Consider the following 17,244-nt stretch of genomic DNA (forward strand, 5'->3'; position numbering starts at 1 on the left):
GCGCAGGCGGGAGCCGCTGGCGCTGCGCTGGGTTTTCTGGCGGAGCCGCGCAAGCGCTCCGCAACTTCATGCCCAGAGCGGTTTCTGCTCTGGGCGGTGACGGGAGCGGGGAAGACGGAGATGATCTTCCCGCTCCTAGAGGCTGTGCTCGCCGCCGGAGGGCGGGCGCTGGTAGCGACGCCGCGCCGCGACGTCGTACTTGAGCTCGCGCCGCGGCTCGCCCGGGCTTTTCCGGCGGAGGTTATCGCCGTACTTTATGGCGGCAGCGCAGATCGCTGGGTGAGCGGTCGCTTAACGCTCGCAACCACCCATCAGCTCCTGCGCTTCCATCAAGGTTTTGATCTCGTAATTATTGACGAGTTGGATGCGTTTCCTTACCACAATGATCCTATGTTGGCCTATGCCGCTGAACAAGCCTGTAAAGTGGACGGCTCTTTCATTTATTTATCAGCTACGCCACCACAAGAAATGCAACGTTTGGTCCGGTTAGGCAAACTTCCACATGCCAGAGTGCCTGTCCGCTTCCATGGTCATCCCTTGCCTATCCCGCAGCATTTGAGTATGCCTTCTGTTCTAACCTGTCTGAAGCGTAGAAGTATGCCAAGATCGCTTATACAAAATCTTCAAAAGTCACTGGACAGAAAAGCACAAATTTTTCTGTTTGTGTCTCGCATAGCTCATATCGAAGGCTTGTTGGTACTGCTTCGTCGGAGCTTTCCTGGCGTGGTTATTGAAGGCACCTCGTCCAAGGATTCATTTCGGGCAGAAAAGGTAACTGCTTTTCGCAACCGTATCATCTCTTTGTTAGTAACTACTACGATTCTGGAACGGGGAGTTACCGTACCACGCAGTGACGTGTTTATTTTGGATGCAGACAGTGGTCTTTTTGACGAAGCCTCTTTGGTTCAGATGGCAGGCCGTGCCGGTCGTTCTAAAGACGATCCTGATGGGCATGTTGTATTTGCCTCCCCTCAGTGGAGCCGATCCCAGCGTGGAGCGATTGCTCAGATTCGTACTATGAATATCATCGCTCGCCGCCAAGGATATATTCGTAAAGGTGGGGCTATATGAATACCAAGCTTACAGGGTTACGAAAATCTCTGTCTTTCCTTCTTACCCCCTCCGTGCCTCAATGTCTAACCTGCGGGAAGCACAGCCCACAGTCCTCACAGCTGCCTGGTATCTGTAAGAATTGTGCGGAATCCATTCCTTGGATACGCGCTCCACGTTGCTTGATATGTGGGCGCCATGTAGGCTGTCCAGACTGCACTCGCAGCGCTGAGCCCTCACCCATTGTATGTAACCGGAGTGCGGTAGCCTACACAAACGAGATGAGAGAATGGCTCGGTCAATATAAATATCGCGGGAATGAACAATATGCCCCTTTGCTTGGACTCATGCTGGATAGAGCTTATTTAACCTTAAAGGAGGAAAAGCAGCAGGAGGCTCTTTCATCCCAGAAGGCATCGTTTTTTCATCTTATTCAACATAAGAGGTACATAAAAAACAACCTTTGGTCAGCTGATTTATTAGTTCCGGTACCTGTCAGTGATTCCAGGCTTCTAGAACGGGGCTTCAATCAAGCGGAAAGATTGGCCGATGTCCTATCTCGTCATAGGAAGATTCCACAGCTACCGCTACTAATTCGTACGCATCATACGGGTAAGCAGAGCTTTAAAGGACGTGCGGAGAGACTGGCAGATATGAAGAATGCTTTTGGAGCGAATCCGGCAGTCTCCACACCTTTTAAGGATTGGCTGAAAGATAACTCACCTATAAGCCGTCCTATTCGAATTATTATTGTTGATGATATCTATACAACGGGAAGCACGATTCGTGCTTGCGCCGAAATTCTAAAACAAATGGTCTCAAACTATGATTATGCTGCAGAAATCTATAGCCTGACCTGGGCGCGTTCCTAAAACGCGAAAAATGCATGATTGTGAACAGCTATATCCATTCCATTAAGGATTAGTTGCGGTTGGTAGCGTTTCTTCTGTCCCATAGACGAATTCCTTGCAATCATGTAATCTAGGAGCATAAGAATATTATGCATTGCACAGAATGTACGGAGAGGAGCGGCTGCTTGTTATGAATCTAGACAATTGTCCAAGGTGCGGCCGGTTGTTTGTCAAGAATCTTATGGGGTTGTGCCAGGCCTGTATCAAAGAGCTGGAGCATGAATATGAGATCTGCGTGAATTATTTACGGGAAAACAAGGGAACCAACATTCAGGAGCTCTCCGATGCTACGGGGATTTCTATTAAAGAGATTACCCGCTTTATTCGAGAAGGCCGGATTTCTATAGCTAATGCACCCAATATGATGTACCCTTGCGAAGTGTGTGGTACACTGATTCGGGATGGCCATATGTGTGACAGCTGTCGTAGTCGGCTCAGGAAAGATCTCACGAATGCTGTCAAGGAAAATTCTGCTGAGGATACTACTAAAAAGACATCTGATGGTGCATATCGTGCCATAGATAAGCTGCGTGACCTATAAAATCTGCAAAAAAACGTTTGCAGCTATAAAGAATGTTTCAGTCTACGCCGATAAACTTAGTAAAGATTATCGGCTTTTTTATATTAGAAGGAAGGTGGAAGTTATGAAAATTAACGAGACCGGACGAATTAACGCGATTAATCCGTATCAACGCAGCGCGGAAGCGCAAAGGCAGGAACAAATGAAGAAAAGCACACGCAAGGATGAGGTTTCGATCTCTGATGAAGCGATTCAACTCTTGCAAGCACAAAACACTGGCAAGAATGATCCAGAACGCGCACTTAAGATCGACAATCTAAAGCAGCAGGTCTCCGCAGGTACCTATCAAGTTGATGCATCTAAGCTAGCAGAGAAACTCGCCCCTTACTTTAAGCAATCCTCCGAGAATTAGGTGAAAACATCCATGGCATTGACGACATTAATAGAACTATTGGAGCGGCTAGATGGAGTGCATGTTCAAATGCTGGATCTGGCCGCTGAGAAGAAACAGACGATTATGGATAACAAGGTGGATGCGTTAATCGACATCCTTAACCGTGAGTCCAAGCTAATGAAGGTAATTGGGCAGCTCGAGGAAGAGCGAATATTAGCCGCATATACCGTTTTACAAGGCGTGGGTATTCGTTCCAACCTAAACCTGAATCTAACGGAGCTGTCCAGGCTTATATTTGACCCTGAAGACAAGGCACGACTGCTGCATATTCAGCAGAAGCTTTCGGGTACTTTGCATCGCCTGAAAGAAGCCAATGACCTAAATCAGAAGCTGATAGAGCAGTCGCTTACATTTATAGATTATTCTTTGGATCTGTTGGTCGGAAGACCAAATCAGGATATCACTTATCATCGTCCGTCCGACAAAGGCAACAACGTAAATCGGTCGGGGATTTTTGATGCACGAGGTTAGAATTGTACTGATGAAGTGTTCTGCCAGAGCAGAACATAAGGAGGAGTAAGAAGCATGACATCCACATTTCACTCGATAGAGACGGCGAGACGCAGCCTTTTTACTCAGACCGCAGCTCTTAATACAACTGGACACAATATCGCTAATGCGAATACCGAAGGTTATACTCGTCAACGTGTTAATATGCAAGCCTCTTTACCTATTGAAGCGTACGGATTGTTAAAATCTACCGTTCCAGGTCAAATGGGTACAGGGGTGGAATTCTCATCTATCGATCGGATTCGAGAAATGTTTCTGGATGATCAGTACCGTGGCGAGAACGCTGCTTTCGGCAACTGGAGTCTTCAAGCAGATACGCTCTCTAAGCTGGAAGCTATCGTTAATGAGCCATCGGATACAGGAATTCGTACAGTTCTGGACAACTTCTGGAAATCTTGGTCGGATCTAAGTAAGAACCCTGAAGATCCAACAGCCCGTAAAATTGTAGTGCAAACTGCACAATCTTTGACGGATGCTATGAACTATATGAGTACTCAATTGAATAATCTGGAGCGGGATCTAACCACTAATATAGATGTTAAGGCAAAAGAAGCTCAGGGTTACCTGACCGCAATTGCAGATCTAAATAAATCCATTTATAAGATTGAGGGTATGGGAGATCATGCGAACGATCTACGTGATCAACGCGACCTGATGGCGGACAAGCTCTCCAAAATTGCTAATATTACTGTTGTAGAGACGGAGGCAGGTTATAACATTTCTCTGGGTGGACAACCTCTCGTAGAGGGTGGAGAAGTTACTGCAACCGTAGATGGCGCGTTTCTCAATAATGCTTATGCCTCCGGAACTTTAAAGGGCGGCGAGGCTTACGGGATGATTTTTTCCAATAATACCTATGTTGCCGATTACAAGAAACAGCTCAATGATTTGGCGAGCACTATTGCTACAGGTGACGTTGAAATTACAGTGCCAGCTGGCTCCAATCTTCCTGAGGGCACAGTGTTGACTAGCGATGCCAAGATTACACAAGCTGACGGTACCGTAGTTACTTTGACCGCTGGTCAGGCCATGCCTAAGGGCGCAACAATGTATGAGGACGCCAAGACCATTGTCAAAGGGTTAAACGGACTTCACAAGTTAGGTTACGCGATGGATGGAAGCGTCGGACGCGATTTCTTTGTAACATCAGGTGAGGCTGGAACGATCAAACTTAATCCCGAAATTGCAGCTGACGTAAACCTATTTGCAACTTCATTACGTACAACTGTTGATGCGAATGGAAATACGCAAGTCGTTAAAGGAAATAACACCTTGGCACTTCTATTGACGAACCTGAAGGATAGTAAATTTACTAAGCCAGACGGTAGTGTGAGCAACACTGTTGGTGGGCTTTTTAGCTCTATGGTTGGTCAGTTGGGTATTCAATCCCAAGAGGCTGCACGTCAGACGGATAACTCAGATTATCTCGTAGAGCAAGTTAACTCCCGTCGTCAATCAGTCAGCGGTGTATCCCTAGATGAAGAAATGTCGAATATGCTAGTATTCCAGCATGCTTATAGTGCCGCAGCGCGTTTTATGACTACTTTTGATGAACTGCTCGACAAATTGATCAATTCCACCGGCACAGTCGGCAGATAAAAGGAGATATAGCGTATGTTGAGAGTAACCTCTAACATGATGAATTCACAGCTTCTGCTTAACTTAAACCGTAATGCACGTACGATGAACGATACACAGCTACAGCTTTCCAGCGGACGCAAGATCAACAAACCTTCTGATGATCCGGTAGGGATCACGTATTCCCTGCGCTACCGTGCGGAGCTTTCCTCTAACGAACAATATACTAAGAATGTAGATAGCGCTCTTTCGTGGCTAGATTATAATGATACAGTTCTAGGTCAAGCTGGAGATGTTGTTCAAAAGATTCGTGAATTGACTGTACAAGCTGCGACAGGTAGTAATCCACAGTCCGCACTTGATAGTATTAATGAAGAAGTAATGCAGCTAAAAGAGCAACTTGTCGATATCGGTAACAGCACATTGAACGGTAAATATATCTTTAATGGTGAGCAATATACCACTAAACCTTATGATTTTGCTAAAGGCACAGATGGTACATATGATGTATCTAAGCCGATTACTACGGATACAGGTCAGATTCAGTTTGTTGTAGGTGAGGATGTACGAATGCCAATTAGTATGACTGGTAATGACATATTTGGTAATACTGGGGAATCGGATAATCTGTTTACTATTATTAATAGTATATCAGATGCTTTAAAATCGGGTAATACTTCAGCAATATCCAATCAACTTAACACTATTGATTCAAGGATGAATACTATTCTATCCGCTCGATCTGAGGTTGGAGCAAAAACTAATCGTGTAGAATTGATGCAGGAACGCTTAAGTGATTTAAATATCAACCTAACAGATCTTCAGGCTAAGACTGAAGATGCTGATTATGAGGGGTTGATCATGCAATCGAAGATTCAGGAGAATATTTATAACGCGTCCTTGTCAGTCGGTGCTAAGATTATATCTACAACTCTTGTGGACTTTATTAGATAACAGAGGTGGTTATCGTGCTACAACCGCTACTACAAATACGCCAGACACCTGCTTTGATTGGCATGGATGCTGATTTAGGGATCTTATCCATCACCCAGCCCAAAGCAGAGGTGAATATTACAACCACTTCGGCGGAGCTTACGGTTGAATCTTTTCGTCCAGAGCTTTTAATAGACCAATCTAGAGCTTGGGCGGCTTTTACCGGGGGCAGTTTGCCCGACATGAACAAGCGGATTTATTCAGGCATACAGCAGTTGTATCTTCAGGGAATTGCTAGGAGGGTAGAACAGGGAAATCGAATGGCCCATTTTTTTAAACCAGGCAATACGATTGCTGAAGTATATGGCACAGACACAGAACCAAATTCGTTTCCTGAGACTCGAGGACCAGCATCATACGATAATGTGGATATTCATTTTGAGACAAGGGATCCGGAAATTGAATTTCACCCTGCAGAGGTTCACATTCAAGTGGAAGGGCATCGTCCGGAAATTGAATACACTCGTGGCAAGTTAAATATATACATGCAGCAATACGCTTCCATACATTTTATTCCGCCGGAAGTGAATTTTCAATTGTAGCTCTTGAGCTATAGATGTGCTTGAGAGCGCCTCTATAGCTTTTCTGCTTTTTTTGAAATGTTATTAATAAAAGAATAATTTTTACGTAGTAATACTTTTAAGGAGTGATCATTTTGATTATAGAGACATTATCTTGGGGTACATTGGAAGTAAATGAAGATCAGTTATTTCATTTCTCAAAGGGAATACCCGGGTTCGATGAAGAGACTGATTTCGTACTGATAACTATGGAGGATACTTCCTTTTGGTATTTACAATCGGTTAGGGAGAAGGGATTATCGTTTCTACTAGGCGATCCTTTTTTGTTTTACCCATCTTATGAATTTGAACTTCCTGATGCTGATGCTGAGGAATTGGAGATTCAATCGAGTTTACTGATTCGCTGTATTATTACACTGAAGGATCAGATTCAACTATCCACAATAAATCTGCTGGGACCTATCGTATTAAATCCTGATGCTAAAACCGGAAAGCAGATTGTTTTGCATAGTGCTTCATACCATACAAAGCATCCCTTGTTACAGGAGAAGTTGATTGTAGACGGAAAGGATGGTGGATAATATGCTCGTGCTTTCCCGTAAGAAAGGGGAGTCTATCGTTATACAGGATCAGATAGAGTTGACGGTTCTAAGTGTGGAAGGGGATACTGTTAAGGTTGGTATCTCGGCTCCAAAACATGTTGATGTATTCCGCAAAGAGATATACTTGTCTATTCAGGAAGCAAATCGTGAATCAGTCGCGACTGCACCATCTGATCTTAACGTGATCATGGATCGACTAAGAGGAATCCAAGATAGTATTTAAATCTCACGAAAAAGCGGGAAACTGCATGATGTGCAGACCCGTTTTTTTAGTATAGGATAAAAGTTCTGAAAAATTATTGATTATTACTAAATTACTCTAAACAGATCATGGTATGTTGTCGATATATAGTTTAGACGCTGAACCCGCAGGGCGGCCGACCTTAACGGTTTGGCGTACCACATGGATGTGGAACTAATATATTTCAAGGAGGAAATTCAAATGATTATCAACCACAATATCGCGGCGCTGAATACTCACCGCCAACTATCAATTAACACTGGTAACACTAGCAAGAACATTGAGAAACTCTCTTCCGGTTTACGTATTAACCGTGCTGGTGACGATGCCGCTGGTTTGGCGATCTCGGAGAAAATGCGCGGTCAAATCCGTGGTCTTGATCAAGCATCTCGTAATGCTCAAGACGGTATCTCCATGATTCAAACTGCTGAAGGTGCATTGAATGAAACTCACTCCATTCTTCAACGTATGCGTGAACTTTCTGTTCAATCCTCAAATGATACTAACGTAACAGCTGACCGTGCAGCGATTAATGAAGAGTACCAAGCATTGGCACTCGAAATCACGCGGATTTCAAATGACACAGAATTTAATACTCAAAAACTTTGGGATGGATCTACAACAGCTGTTGAATTCCAAATAGGCGCTAATAAAGCACAAACTATCTCCTATACTTTCTCTAAAGCTGATGCTACTACATTGATGGTTGCTGTAGGTGATTTGACAGATAAAGCTAAATCACAAACAGCGCTTGGTAATCTTGATATAGCGATTGGTAAAGTATCTACAGAACGTTCTAAGTTAGGTGCTGTTCAAAACCGTTTGGAGCATACTATCAATAACTTGAATACCTCTTCTGAGAACCTCACTGCAGCTGAATCCCGTGTTCGTGACGTAGATATGGCTAAAGAAATGATGGCGCAAACAAAGAATAGTATTCTTTCCCAAGCTGCACAAGCTATGCTTGCACAAGCAAATCAACAGCCACAAGGCGTTCTTCAATTGCTTCGTTAATCTAAAGCTGAGTTAAGATGATTTAACCAATAATATATACACCTATCACATGGATGTGAGGGTTAAAATCCAAGGAGGAAATTCAAATGATTATCAACCACAATATCGCGGCGCTGAATACTCACCGCCAACTATCAATTAACACTGGTAACACTAGCAAGAACATTGAGAAACTCTCTTCCGGTTTACGTATTAACCGTGCTGGTGACGATGCCGCTGGTTTGGCGATCTCGGAGAAAATGCGCGGTCAAATCCGTGGTCTTGATCAAGCATCTCGTAATGCTCAAGATGGTATCTCCATGATTCAAACTGCTGAAGGTGCATTGAATGAAACTCACTCCATTCTTCAACGTATGCGTGAACTTTCTGTTCAATCCTCAAATGATACTAACGTAACAGCTGACCGTGCAGCGATTAACGAAGAGTACCAAGCATTGGCACTCGAAATCACACGGATATCAAATGACACAGAATTTAATACTCAAAAACTTTGGGATGGATCTACAACAGCTGTTGATTTCCAAGTTGGTGCTAATGCCAATCAAAAGATATCTTATACTTTTGGTGACATGGATGCAGCAGCGTTAATGACTACTGTTGGTGATCTAACGACTAAAGCTAATTCACAAACAGAGCTAGTAGCTGTGGATGCAGCGATCGCTAAAGTTTCTACAGAACGTTCGAAACTTGGTGCTGTTCAAAACCGTTTGGAACACACAATTAATAACTTGAATACATCTTCTGAAAACCTCACTGCAGCTGAATCTCGTGTTCGCGATGTAGATATGGCTAAAGAAATGATGGCTCAAACGAAGAATAGTATTCTTTCCCAAGCCGCACAAGCTATGCTTGCACAAGCGAATCAACAGCCACAAGGCGTTCTTCAATTGCTTCGTTAATTTTTACTGTTTTAGGAGGGACCTTAGTTTAACTAGGGTCTTTTTTTATTTTATTTATTAATTTTTTTATGATTGGAGGATTTTTCTTATGCTAACTTTAGCAATGATTGTAAAAAACGAATCAGAGAAGCTCGGGAGATGCCTTGAGAGTGTGGGGTCAATCGTAGATGAGATAGTTGTAGTTGATACTGGATCTGTAGATGATACCAAGAAAATAGCAAGTGCTTATGGAGCGAGAGTGTTTGATTTTCAATGGGTGAATGATTTCTCAGCTGCAAGGAATTTTGCGTTGGAACAGTGTGAAGGAGATTGGATTTTAGTATTGGATGCTGATGATCGTATCATTAAAGCTTCACGGAAAGAAATTGATGATTTTATCACTAATAATAATTCATTGGGACGAATCAGAATTACTAATAGTTTTGATTACGATGGGGAGTTAAGAGAGTCAGAAGCGAATGTTACTAGGTTATTTCCAAAGGGGCTATTCTACACAGGAAAAATCCATGAGCAGATTGTTTCCGATCTTCCAAGGAAAAATGTGCCGATTTATGTTTATCATGATGGATATTACAAGTCAGATAAGTACAAACGAAATATAAAAATGCTTGAACTTGAGCTAGATCAATATCCTGATGATAATTATCTTCTTTATCAACTAGGTAAAGAGTACAGAATAATAAAGGATTTTATTAATGCTGAGGCCTATCTATCAAGATGTTATAGTGGAATTACTGATATAGACGGGTACAAGCCACAATTGATAATCGAGTGTTTGTATACAATGTTAGGGGTGGGTAATTTCGAAGAGGGACTTGCGCTGATAGAAAGGGAGGCTAGGCTGTTAAGCGATTTTCCAGACTTCTATTTCGTCAGTGGTTTGTTTTACATGGAACTAGTTTTTAGTGATATCAATAAATATATGAGATATTTTCCATTAATAGAGAAATCTTATTTAAAATGTTTATCTATAGGAGACACAGATAAATATGAGAGTGTAAAAGGAACAGGTACATTTTTAGCAACCTATAATTTAGCGGTATTTTATGAAACTACTGGTGATTTGAATAAGGCCAGGAAATATTACGAGTTATCTGCCCAATATAATTATAAGTTGGCTCGTAAACGTTTTGAAATTCTAAGTGGTTAATATGCTGATTTCATTTTCTTTACTTATCATGTATTTGGTTACGACCGATAATAATAGTATGAATTTTTATCCCTAGAACTGAGAGGTAGTCATGAAGAAAACAGTGTCCTTATGCATGATTGTGAAGAACGAGGAGAAAACACTTGCCCGATGTCTGGATAGTGTCGTTGGTAAGGTTGAGGAAATTATTATTGTAGATACTGGTTCAGAGGACAATACAATAGAAATTGCAAAGCGATATACCTCTAACATATATAGTTTTCAATGGACAGGAAGTTTTGCTGAAGCAAGAAACTTCAGTATTCGGCAATCTTCATGCGACTATATTCTGGTAATGGATGCAGATGAATACCTTGACGAAGATTCAGATATTCATAAGGTATGTGTTACGGGGTTCGATTATTATGTATTGAAAATTAAAAATTATCTATCATTCGATCAAACATTTATTCATTATAACGTAAGGTTATTCGTAAATAATGAAAACCTCTACTTTGAAAATCAACTTCATGAGCATTTAAATATATTTGATGAAAGATTTAAATTTGTGGGTGATGATGTGGATTTACTTCTTCATCATACTGGTTATAGTAATGAAACCATAGAAGAAAAGGACAAGCTGCAACGGAATCTTCCTATCATGATTAGGGAAGTTGAAGAAAATCCTAACGGCTTTAATTTGTTTAATATGGGGAAATTATATTTAAGCCTTGGTCAATACCATAAAGCAGTGAATTACTTTAAGAAAGCCTATCCCTTAAGTAAAAGTACCTTGTATTTCCCCGATCTATTAACTTTGTTTGCATCTACTCTAGGTAAACTAAATAGGTATGAAGATGGTTTGAGTGTTATTAATGAAGCTGTACGTTTGTATAGTGAGGATTCTGAAATGAGTTATACTCAGGGGCAATTATTTATGGAGGCTGGATATCTTAAAGATGCAGAGTTATCGTTTAGAAAGTGTCTTTTGATGGGGGATCAGGGACAAGGGGCTATGGTTTACGAAGGGTCAGGTGGCTATAAAGCGAGATTTATGCTGGCTGAAGTATATGAGCGGCAAAGGAAGTTGGCTGAGAGCTATGAGTTAGTAATCAAAGTTCTTGAAGAGAAGAAAACACATATACCTGCACTCACAAAATATTTCGAGATAGTTTCTAAAGCTAACATACCTGCGGATGATGTATATCGAAATTTAGAGCTCATCTATAACGTTGAGAACATTAATGACTTACGAAATCTGATTGATACACTATATGAACTAAGACATCCACTTTTAAATGAATATATTGCGAAGTATAAGTTACAAACTCAGCCATATATTTGTGCTGTTGCATCGCAGTATAACAAAAAATATGAGTTAGCTCGGATACAGTGGTCCAATATTTCACATCTACCTGATGAAGTAGGAGGAGATTTGCTGTTGCTTGCAATAATCCTTCAGGATCTGTCTCTTTTTCATAGAGTACGGCCACTTCTAAATGTGAGCAAAAAGGAAAGTGAAACAATAGTCAATTTGATTAATAGAGAAGACAATTCTACTATCCGCTTAACCTCTCATGTGGAAAAATTGCTTTTTGAAGTTTCTCGTCACCTTGTAATCTTGCAAGAGTTTGATGTTTTTCAAGTTGTATTAGAGTTTCTTTATAGAGGTAGTGTTGAAACTAAATATAACTTGTGCTTTTTCCTTGCAGAATATAGTTTTGTTGAGGTAGCTATTGATATGTTAATCAAATTATATGATGAACAACCATACAATATAAAGACTATCACGTTACTAGGAGATCTTTGTTTACATAGTGGGTATATTGATGATGCTCATCTATTCTATAGCAAGCTTATGGATCTGAAACCTGATTATAATACTTATGAACGCTGTTATGACTGTTATAAAAAACAGGGCGATATTAAAGCTATGAATATCTTAAAGAATGAAATTAAACGAAAATTCCCTTTAGTTTCTTGGGTGGATGCGTCTTAAATTAATCAAAAAAATGAATGGGGATTAAATAATGATAGCTCAGAGAATTCAAGAATATATTCATAGTGGTGATCTCTATAAAGCTAAAGAGTTGATGTCAGAGCTTGAAGATAATAGCTATTTGGTTAAAGAGGTCGAAATCTACACGATGAAAGCAGCTATAGCCGTAGCTGAGAATAAACTACATGAGGCAGAGGAATTGTTATTGAAGGGATTACTTATTGATTCAGAATATATAGATGTGCTTTTTAACCTTGGATATGTCTATAAGTTGCGTAACAATCTTATCCAATCAAATTACTTTTTTGAAAAAGCGTTAGATGTAACAAGGGATAATGCACTTATTAATGCAATCGAACAATTTATCGAAGATAACAGATATCTCAATTCGTTAACTGAGAAACCACTGGTAAGTATTATTGTATTGGCATATAACAAATTGGATTACACTAAATTATGTATAGAAAGTATATTGAAATATACACTAGACATTAGTTATGAGTTAATTCTTGTTAACAATGGTTCAACAGATGGGACTAGGGAATATTTTGATTCATTGCCATCTGTCAAGCCGCTTCATTTGATGAAAAATGTAGGTGTTACTAACGGTTTTAATGAAGGTATGAGAGTCGCTGAGGGTAAATATACGGCTTGTGTATGTAATGATTTTATTTTCACTCCTCGTTGGTTAGAGAATTTATTAATATGTATTGAGTCTGACGAGAGGATAGGGTATGTATCACCTGGGGCTAGTATGATTAGTAATCTACAGCAGATTAACGGTGAATATAATAACCTTGAAGAAATGCTTCAGTTCGCAGAACGTTACAACCATTCGGATCCTCGCAAATGGGAAGAACGAGTAAGACTGCTTCCATGTGTATTAATGGTTAGAACAGAGTTACTTAAACAAATTGATTATTATGATCCTAGATTTTATTATGGTGAGTTTGCTGATGATGATATTAGTTTTCGTATTCGAAGAGCAGGTTATAAGCTGATATATTGTAAAGACACATTTACTTATCACTTTGGCTCTGTTACGGTGCGAGATGATCAGGTCAATAATAATTCACTAAATGTAAGTAGGGACATTTTTATAGATAAGTATAATTTGGACTCGTGGACAGATGCTGTAATGAATATTGGATTGCTTAAAGAATTTTCAGTTAAATTGTCATGTACTAATGCATCAATTTTAGGAGTCAATACTAGATGTGGTAGTAACCCATTGCAGTTGAAAAATATGTTGAGAGAAAAAGGAATACTTGATACGTGTATAACGAATTATTGTTTGGATCATAAATACCTGCAAGATATCATAACGGTTTCAGATGACTACATCCAAGGAGATATTGAAAATATTGATATTGAGCTGAAAAATCAGAAATTTGATTATATCATTTTCGAATACGATTCAAATAATTTAAATAATCATCCTCTGATCATTGCGCAATTGAGCTCCAAGCTAAATCACGGAGGTCAATTAGCATTAATCTTAAAACATCCTCAATTCGACAAAAATAACATTAGTAAGGATATTGAACGTATTCAAATATCTGGTATGACGTACTATTACTGCAATGTGGCAGCTACAAACAATTCCTCTGGGGTGGAATTGGAGATTATCCTTAGAAGGGATGTTTAGCGGGTGAAAGCAGTTATATTAGCAGGTGGGCTAGGCACAAGATTGAGCGAAGAAACAGTAGTTAAGCCCAAGCCAATGGTGGAGATTGGTGGGGCTCCAATGCTTTGGCATATTATGAAAGTATATTCGAGCTATGGAATTAATGAATTTATTATATGCCTGGGTTATAAAGGATATTTAATAAAGGAGTTTTTTGCGAATTATTATATGCATACATCGGATGTTACATTCGATTTCACAACTAATGAAATGCAAGTTCATAAAAATAACTCGGAATCTTGGAAAGTGACATTAGTTGACACAGGTGAACAAACCCTAACGGGAGGAAGGCTAAAGAAAGTCCAACAGTATGTTGGTGATGAAACTTTCTGCTTTACATATGGAGATGGTCTTTGTGACGTTAATATATTAGAACTTGTAGAATTTCATAAAAATAAAAAAAATCTCTCAACAGTAACAGCGGTTCGGCCACCGGGAAGGTTTGGGGCGTTTGAGTTTAAGAAAAATGAAATTATAGGATTTCAGGAAAAACCAATGGGAGATGGAAACTGGATTAACGGGGGATTTTTTGTCCTTGAACCAGAGGTTTTTGAATTAATAAGTGGTGATAATACAACGTGGGAAGAAGAACCTATGGAGATGTTGGCGAAATCTGGAGAACTATCAGCCTTTATGCATGAGGGATTCTGGCAGCCAATGGACACTCTAAGAGATAAGAACAAGCTAGAAGAAATGTGGAACACAGGGACTGCTCCTTGGAAAGTGTGGTAATTGATGCAAACTAATTTTTGGGACTCCAAGAGAGTACTTATTACAGGACATACAGGCTTCAAGGGTAGTTGGTTATCGTTATGGCTTCAGCATTTAGGAGCTGACGTTTACGGATACAGTAGTTCTTTACCAGTGAGTGAGCCACATTTATATGAAATTGCTCAAGTTTCAAAAAATATGGACTCTATGTATGGTGATATATTGGATTACGAACGGCTACAATCATTTATTCAAAAGATTCAACCTGAGATCATCTTCCATCTTGCTGCGCAACCTTTAGTAAGAGAGTCATATATTAAGCCAATTGCTACATTCTCTACTAATGTTATGGGTACGGTTCATTTGTTAGAAGCAGCTAGGCATACTGAATCAGTCCGAATAGTTATTAATGTAACCACAGATAAATGCTACGAAAACAGTAGTAACTCTTTACTGGGGTTTATAGAGAATAATCCTGTTGGTGGTTCTGATCCTTATAGTGCGAGTAAGGCATGTTCTGAGATTGTTACAACCGCCTATGAAAGATCATTCTATAGGAATATTAGTAAATTATTGTCATCTGCTAGAGCGGGAAATGTTATAGGTGGTGGCGATTGGGCTGCTGATCGTATTATTCCAGATATGATTCGTTCTATTACTAATAAACAACCATTAAATATCAGATATCCCCAAGCTATCCGACCTTGGCAGCATGTATTGGATTGTTTGAATGGGTATTTGTTGTTAGCCCAAAAAATGTGGGAATCAGGAGAAAAGTATATAGGATCGTGGAATTTTGGCCCTGGTGAATCCTCAATTATATCTGTTGCTCAGCTCATTGAAGAATGTAACAAATATCTTGGGAATAAATTAGAGGTGTTATATGAATCCGATACTCAGCCATATGAAGCTAAAACGCTGGTCCTCAATAGTGAGAAGGCTGAAAAACTGTTAAATTGGGGTATAAAGTTGCCTGTTAAACAATCAATTGAATGGACGATGGATTGGTATACAAACTATATGAGTAATAGTCTTAATGATTTAACGTTAAGACAAATAAGTAACTATGAAAAAATAAAAGCTGCTAGACTTTCATAACATAAGGGGATATGAATAAATGTCAACCGGAATATGTCGTTTTTGTGGTACAGAACTAAAGACCACTTTTCTAGATTTGGGGATTTCCCCTTTGGCAAATTCTTATGTGAAATCTATAAATCAGATGGAATACATGTATCCATTAAGAACTTATGTTTGTGATCACTGCTTTTTGGTTCAGGTAGAGGAATTTGAGTCTCCAGAACATATATTTAGTGAGTACGCTTATTTCAGCAGCTATTCGGATAGTTGGTTAAATCATTGCCGCATTTATGTTGAACAAATGATAGAACGGTATCGTTATACAAGTGAGACACGTGTAATTGAAATTGCTAGTAACGATGGTTATCTATTACAGTATTTTAAGGAAAAAGGGATCTCTGTATTAGGGATCGAGCCTGCAGCAAATGTTGCGAAATCCGCTATTGAAAAAGGGATCGATACTTCGATAAATTTTTTCGGAACTAAATTAGCAAAAAGCCTAAGGGAAGCAGGGAAGATGGCAGATCTCTTGCTCGGTAATAATGTACTTGCCCATGTTCCTGACTTAAATGATTTTGTCGAAGGAATGCAAATTCTATTACAGCCCCAAGGGACTATAACGATGGAATTTCCTCATTTGCTTCAGCTCTTAGAACATAAACAGTTTGATACTATATATCACGAACATTATTCCTATTTTTCATTTACGACTGTTAGTCGACTTTTTGCTAAGCACAATCTTTCGATCTATGACGTTGAGCAGTTGGAGACTCATGGTGGTTCTATAAGAATTTATGCATGTCATTCAGAAAATAAAGAACTTGCGATCAGTCCGGCTGTTTATGAAATGCTGGAAAAAGAATTAGTATATGGTATGAGAAATGTAGAGACGTATACAGGGTTCTATACAAAGGTAGTTCAATTAAAGAGACAGATTATGAGTTTTCTTATTGACCTTAAGAATCAGGGGAGCACTATTGTAGGGTACGGTGCCCCAGCTAAAGGAAATACCTTAATTAATTATTGTGGTATTGATCGTGACTATTTGGATTATACAGTGGATCGAAGTCCATACAAACAGGGAGCTTTTCTTCCAGGATCGAGGATTCCTATTTCTTCGCCAGATCAGTTGAAGTTGACTAAACCAGATTATGTATTTATTCTACCTTGGAATTTGAAAGAGGAGATCATGGAACAGACCTCTTTTATCCGTGAATGGGGCGGTAAATGGATCATACCAGTACCGGAGGTGTCTATTATTGAATAATCAGGGAATCACAGGGAGTTATATTCATACGAAATATTATGATGAAGAAGAAAAACTTTCAATAACTATAGATCCAGA

18 protein-coding genes are annotated in these 17,244 nt (G+C 39.7%); all 18 read left to right on the forward strand.

Annotated elements, in window-relative coordinates; translation table 11 throughout:
• The coding region (locus MHH60_RS20740; RefSeq protein WP_341161157.1) for a helicase-related protein at nt 1–1,071 on the forward strand (1,071 nt) is incomplete at its 5' end.
• On the forward strand, nt 1,068–1,922 hold the full coding sequence (locus MHH60_RS20745; RefSeq protein ID WP_232061472.1) for a ComF family protein: 855 nt from the start codon (nt 1,068–1,070) through the stop codon (nt 1,920–1,922). The genes MHH60_RS20740 and MHH60_RS20745, both read left to right, overlap by 4 nt.
• Before the next feature lie 169 nt (nt 1,923–2,091).
• Complete coding sequence (locus MHH60_RS20750) at nt 2,092–2,502, forward strand: TIGR03826 family flagellar region protein (protein ID WP_038574933.1); 411 nt, start codon at nt 2,092–2,094, stop codon at nt 2,500–2,502.
• A 103-nt stretch (nt 2,503–2,605) separates the two neighbouring features.
• A complete protein-coding gene (gene flgM / locus MHH60_RS20755; protein ID WP_036678454.1) occupies nt 2,606–2,893 on the forward strand; it encodes a flagellar biosynthesis anti-sigma factor FlgM in 288 nt (95 codons plus the stop codon).
• Between the two features lie 12 nt (nt 2,894–2,905).
• Entirely contained in the window at nt 2,906–3,406 is a 501-nt protein-coding gene (locus MHH60_RS20760; protein ID WP_036678457.1) for a flagellar protein FlgN, read from the forward strand.
• 54 nt (nt 3,407–3,460) lie between these two features.
• Nucleotides 3,461–5,044, forward strand: a complete 1,584-nt coding sequence (flgK, locus tag MHH60_RS20765; RefSeq protein WP_076106998.1) for a flagellar hook-associated protein FlgK — start codon at nt 3,461–3,463, stop codon at nt 5,042–5,044.
• 15 nt (nt 5,045–5,059) lie between these two features.
• Nucleotides 5,060–5,977 (forward strand): flagellar hook-associated protein FlgL, encoded by a 918-nt coding sequence (gene flgL, locus MHH60_RS20770; protein WP_076137859.1) that lies wholly within the window; start codon nt 5,060–5,062, stop codon nt 5,975–5,977.
• A 14-nt stretch (nt 5,978–5,991) separates the two neighbouring features.
• On the forward strand, nt 5,992–6,558 hold the full coding sequence (locus MHH60_RS20775) for a DUF6470 family protein (protein WP_081389128.1): 567 nt from the start codon (nt 5,992–5,994) through the stop codon (nt 6,556–6,558).
• A gap of 104 nt (nt 6,559–6,662) precedes the next feature.
• Nucleotides 6,663–7,118 carry a flagellar assembly protein FliW gene (gene fliW, locus MHH60_RS20780; protein ID WP_341161158.1) on the forward strand — a complete coding sequence of 152 codons (456 nt, stop codon included), beginning with the start codon at nt 6,663–6,665 and terminating at the stop codon, nt 7,116–7,118.
• Nucleotide 7,119: 1 nt separating this feature from the next.
• A complete protein-coding gene (csrA, locus tag MHH60_RS20785) occupies nt 7,120–7,362 on the forward strand; it encodes a carbon storage regulator CsrA (protein WP_076137854.1) in 243 nt (80 codons plus the stop codon).
• A gap of 219 nt (nt 7,363–7,581) precedes the next feature.
• Nucleotides 7,582–8,394, forward strand: a complete 813-nt coding sequence (locus MHH60_RS20790; RefSeq protein WP_076279137.1) for a flagellin N-terminal helical domain-containing protein — start codon at nt 7,582–7,584, stop codon at nt 8,392–8,394.
• 86 nt (nt 8,395–8,480) lie between these two features.
• Nucleotides 8,481–9,293, forward strand: a complete 813-nt coding sequence (locus MHH60_RS20795) for a flagellin N-terminal helical domain-containing protein (protein ID WP_076137237.1) — start codon at nt 8,481–8,483, stop codon at nt 9,291–9,293.
• Nucleotides 9,294–9,381: 88 nt separating this feature from the next.
• Nucleotides 9,382–10,443 carry a tetratricopeptide repeat-containing glycosyltransferase family 2 protein gene (locus MHH60_RS20800; RefSeq protein WP_256715190.1) on the forward strand — a complete coding sequence of 354 codons (1,062 nt, stop codon included), beginning with the start codon at nt 9,382–9,384 and terminating at the stop codon, nt 10,441–10,443.
• Between the two features lie 91 nt (nt 10,444–10,534).
• Nucleotides 10,535–12,421, forward strand: coding sequence for a glycosyltransferase family 2 protein (locus MHH60_RS20805; protein ID WP_076137238.1), 1,887 nt, complete (start codon nt 10,535–10,537; stop codon nt 12,419–12,421).
• A 31-nt stretch (nt 12,422–12,452) separates the two neighbouring features.
• The gene (locus MHH60_RS20810) at nt 12,453–14,069 is read left to right on the forward strand and encodes a glycosyltransferase (RefSeq protein ID WP_076137240.1); all 1,617 of its coding nucleotides are present in this window, start codon (nt 12,453–12,455) and stop codon (nt 14,067–14,069) included.
• A gap of 3 nt (nt 14,070–14,072) precedes the next feature.
• The gene (rfbF, locus tag MHH60_RS20815; RefSeq protein ID WP_076107018.1) at nt 14,073–14,840 is read left to right on the forward strand and encodes a glucose-1-phosphate cytidylyltransferase; all 768 of its coding nucleotides are present in this window, start codon (nt 14,073–14,075) and stop codon (nt 14,838–14,840) included.
• On the forward strand, nt 14,841–15,917 hold the full coding sequence (gene rfbG, locus MHH60_RS20820) for a CDP-glucose 4,6-dehydratase (RefSeq protein WP_370511507.1): 1,077 nt from the start codon (nt 14,841–14,843) through the stop codon (nt 15,915–15,917).
• A 19-nt stretch (nt 15,918–15,936) separates the two neighbouring features.
• Nucleotides 15,937–17,166 (forward strand): class I SAM-dependent methyltransferase, encoded by a 1,230-nt coding sequence (locus tag MHH60_RS20825; RefSeq protein ID WP_076137242.1) that lies wholly within the window; start codon nt 15,937–15,939, stop codon nt 17,164–17,166.
• Nucleotides 17,167–17,244: the final 78 nt, after the last annotated feature.

The organism is Paenibacillus sp. FSL H7-0716, from assembly GCF_038002705.1.
GTDB classification, from domain to species: Bacteria; Bacillota; Bacilli; order Paenibacillales; family Paenibacillaceae; genus Paenibacillus_AQ; species Paenibacillus_AQ odorifer.

What these genes read in the sequence shown, in the direction of transcription:
- MHH60_RS20745 (WP_232061472.1), top strand. Translation starts at nt 1,068, where the DNA reads ATGAATACCAAGCTTACAGGGTTACGAAAATCTCTGTCTTTCCTTCTT.
- MHH60_RS20750 (WP_038574933.1), top strand. Translation starts at nt 2,092, where the DNA reads ATGAATCTAGACAATTGTCCAAGGTGCGGCCGGTTGTTTGTCAAGAAT.
- flgM (WP_036678454.1), top strand. Translation starts at nt 2,606, where the DNA reads ATGAAAATTAACGAGACCGGACGAATTAACGCGATTAATCCGTATCAA.
- MHH60_RS20760 (WP_036678457.1), top strand. Translation starts at nt 2,906, where the DNA reads ATGGCATTGACGACATTAATAGAACTATTGGAGCGGCTAGATGGAGTG.
- flgK (WP_076106998.1), top strand. Translation starts at nt 3,461, where the DNA reads ATGACATCCACATTTCACTCGATAGAGACGGCGAGACGCAGCCTTTTT.
- flgL (WP_076137859.1), top strand. Translation starts at nt 5,060, where the DNA reads ATGTTGAGAGTAACCTCTAACATGATGAATTCACAGCTTCTGCTTAAC.
- csrA (WP_076137854.1), top strand. Translation starts at nt 7,120, where the DNA reads ATGCTCGTGCTTTCCCGTAAGAAAGGGGAGTCTATCGTTATACAGGAT.
- MHH60_RS20790 (WP_076279137.1), top strand. Translation starts at nt 7,582, where the DNA reads ATGATTATCAACCACAATATCGCGGCGCTGAATACTCACCGCCAACTA.
- MHH60_RS20795 (WP_076137237.1), top strand. Translation starts at nt 8,481, where the DNA reads ATGATTATCAACCACAATATCGCGGCGCTGAATACTCACCGCCAACTA.
- MHH60_RS20800 (WP_256715190.1), top strand. Translation starts at nt 9,382, where the DNA reads ATGCTAACTTTAGCAATGATTGTAAAAAACGAATCAGAGAAGCTCGGG.
- MHH60_RS20805 (WP_076137238.1), top strand. Translation starts at nt 10,535, where the DNA reads ATGAAGAAAACAGTGTCCTTATGCATGATTGTGAAGAACGAGGAGAAA.
- MHH60_RS20810 (WP_076137240.1), top strand. Translation starts at nt 12,453, where the DNA reads ATGATAGCTCAGAGAATTCAAGAATATATTCATAGTGGTGATCTCTAT.
- MHH60_RS20825 (WP_076137242.1), top strand. Translation starts at nt 15,937, where the DNA reads ATGTCAACCGGAATATGTCGTTTTTGTGGTACAGAACTAAAGACCACT.